Annotated in this window: 3 protein-coding genes; all 3 read right to left on the minus strand. The window is 68.5% G+C overall.

Going from position 1 to position 2,561, the window contains the following annotated elements; translation table 11 throughout:
* A partial coding sequence (locus H7290_RS14525; RefSeq protein WP_290514733.1) for an ABC transporter permease occupies nucleotides 1–1,205 on the minus strand: 1,205 nt, incomplete at its 3' end.
* A complete protein-coding gene (locus H7290_RS14530) occupies nucleotides 1,202–1,996 on the minus strand; it encodes an ATP-binding cassette domain-containing protein (protein WP_290514734.1) in 795 nt (264 codons plus the stop codon). The genes H7290_RS14530 and H7290_RS14525, both read right to left, overlap by 4 nt.
* Before the next feature lie 160 nt (nucleotides 1,997–2,156).
* On the minus strand, nucleotides 2,157–2,561 hold a 405-nt coding region (locus H7290_RS14535), incomplete at its 5' end, for a substrate-binding domain-containing protein (RefSeq protein ID WP_290514735.1).

Below are 2,561 nucleotides of genomic sequence, written 5' to 3' on the forward strand. Positions count from 1 at the left end.
ATCTGGAAGGTGCTGGGCGGCTGACTGAGGATGAGCAGCCCGTTGGAGATCACGGCGATCAGCAGGCCACCGATGATGGCGTTGACCACGCGTCCCTTGCCGCCGAAGAGACTGGTGCCACCGATGACGGCCGCACCGACCGCGAAGAGCAGCGTCTCGGCGCCACCGGTGTCGCTGGAGACGCTGTTGTTGCGGCTGGCGATCACTACGCCCGCGATCGCGGCGATCGAGGAGCAGATGATGAAGCAGCTGATCCGTACGGCACCGACGTTGATGCCGGAGCGACGCGCGGCCTCGGCGTTGCCACCGACGGCGTAGACGTGCCGGCCCCAGCGGGTGCGGTTGAGCAGCAGGTTGAGGCAGATGAGGAGCCCGACGATCAGCACGACGACCATCGGCACGCCCTTGAGCGAGATGAACTCCGGCCTGAGGCTGCGCTCGACCGACAGCCAGGTGACTGCTCCGACCACGAGCGCGCAGAGCAGGACGAACTTGGCCCCCCACAGGACGACCGGTTCGGCGGAGAGCCCGCGCTTCTGACGACGGAGCAGTCGCAGCAGCGTGAGGCCGCCGTACGCCGCCAGCCCGACGACGGTCAGGGTCCAGCCCAGCCACAGCGGCAGCGTCGCGTTGTTGATGTCGATAAGGGCCTGGTCGCGGTAGGTGATCGTCTTACCCTCACCGACGATCTTGAGCAACAGGCCCTGCAGGCTCAGGAACGCGGCCAGGGTGACCACGAACGACGGGATGCCGAGACGGGCGACGAGAAGGCCGATGACCAGTCCGATCGTGACGCCGGTGGCGATGCACACCACGATTGACGGGATCAGCGGCCACCCCTGCTCGGTGGAGGCCCAGCCGAGCGTGGCGGCCGCCGTACCCCCGGCGAAGCCGGCGGACAGGTCGATCTCGCCGAGGAGCAGCACGAAGACCAGGCCCATGGCCAAGATCATGATGCCGGCCGACTGGTTGGTCAGGTTGGCGAAGTTGAGGGGCGTCAGGAACGTGTCGGGGCGCATCGCGCCGAAGAGCACGACCAGGGTCACCAGGCCCAGCACAGCGGGCAGCGAACCGATGTCACCGCCGCGGATCTTGCTGGTGTAGCCACGCAATCGCTCCCCGAGGCCCGCGTCCGGGGGCACGACTCCGGGGACCTGCGGGAGCTCAGGGCCGGCGGGGGTCGTGGGCGTCTGGGTCGTCGTCATCGGATCGCTTCCGCTCGGTCGTTGCTGCCGCCGGTGATCAGCTGCACCACTTCGTTGTGGGTGACGCTCGCAGTCTCCACCTGGGCGACCATCTGGCCGAGGTAGAGCACCGCGATGTCGTCGGCGACCTGGAACACGTCGGTGAGGTTGTGGCTGATCAGCACCACCCCGAGGCCCTTGTCGGCGAGGCGGCGCACGAGCAGCAGCACCTGTTCGGTCTGGGCCACGCCGAGGGCCGCGGTCGGCTCGTCGAGGATCACGACGCGGGAGTTCCACAGCACCGCGCGGGCGATGGCCACCGTCTGGCGCTGACCTCCGGAGAGCGAGGCGACCTTGGTACGCACCGAGGCGAGCGTGCGCACGGAGAGCCCGTCGAGGGTCTCGCGTGCCCGCACCTCCATGGTGGCGTCGTCGAGCACGCCGGACGTCGTGAGCTCGCGCCCGAGGAACATGTTGTCGACGACGTCGAGGTTGTCGCACAGCGCGAGGTCCTGGTAGACGACCTCGATGCCCAGGGCGTTGGCGTCGCGCGGGCTGGAGACGTGCACCTCGGCGCCGTCGTAGGTGTAGCTGCCCTCGTCGAACTGGTGGATGCCGGCGATGCCCTTGATCAGGGTGCTCTTGCCGGCGCCGTTGTCACCGACGAGTGCGGTCACCCGGCCGGGACGCACATCGAGGTCGATGCCGCGCAACACGTGGACGGCTCCGAAACTCTTCTGCACGCCCCGCAAGGACAGCAGAGGCGGTGGTGCCTGGCTGGGTGGCGTCTTCTCGGTGTCGACGGCGGTCATGCTTCCTCCATGTACGACGGGCAGGTGCGCGGGCTGGCTCGCGCGGTAGCTGGCTATGGGGTGGTGCTGGTACGACCCGGAGCCGCGGGGGGTGGGTCCCGCGGCTCCGGATCGGTCAGAGGTCGTGCAGCGGATCAGTGAGGCAACAGGTGACCGTAGGTCACTTGACGCCGTACTTCGCGCACAGCTCGGCGAACTTGTCCGCGCAGAGCTCGGCCTTGTCGGCGAAGCCGTCAGCGACGACCTTGGCGACGGTGTCGGCCGTGATGCTCTCCGGCGTGGCCAGCACGGACGGGACGTCCTGGCCGGTCTCGGAGTCGGGGACCGTGCCGGTGACCAGAGCGTCGGCCTCGGCCTTGCTGCCGTTGATCAGGGCGATCGCCAGCTTGGCGGCGGTCTCGGCCTCCAGGTTGGTGTTCTTGTAGACCGTCATGCACTGGTCGCCGGCGAGGATGTTCTGCAGACCCTCGATGGAGGCGTCCTGACCGGTGACCGGGACCTTGCCGTTGAGGCCCTGGGCACGGAGCCGGGCGATGATGCCGCCGGCCATCGTGTCGTTGGCCGA

Source organism: Aeromicrobium sp., assembly GCF_014378035.1.
GTDB lineage: Bacteria > Actinomycetota > Actinomycetes > Propionibacteriales > Nocardioidaceae > Aeromicrobium.

Coding starts and splice junctions, on each gene's coding strand:
- H7290_RS14530 (WP_290514734.1), bottom strand. CDS start 1,996: ATGACCGCCGTCGACACCGAGAAGACGCCACCCAGCCAGGCACCACCG.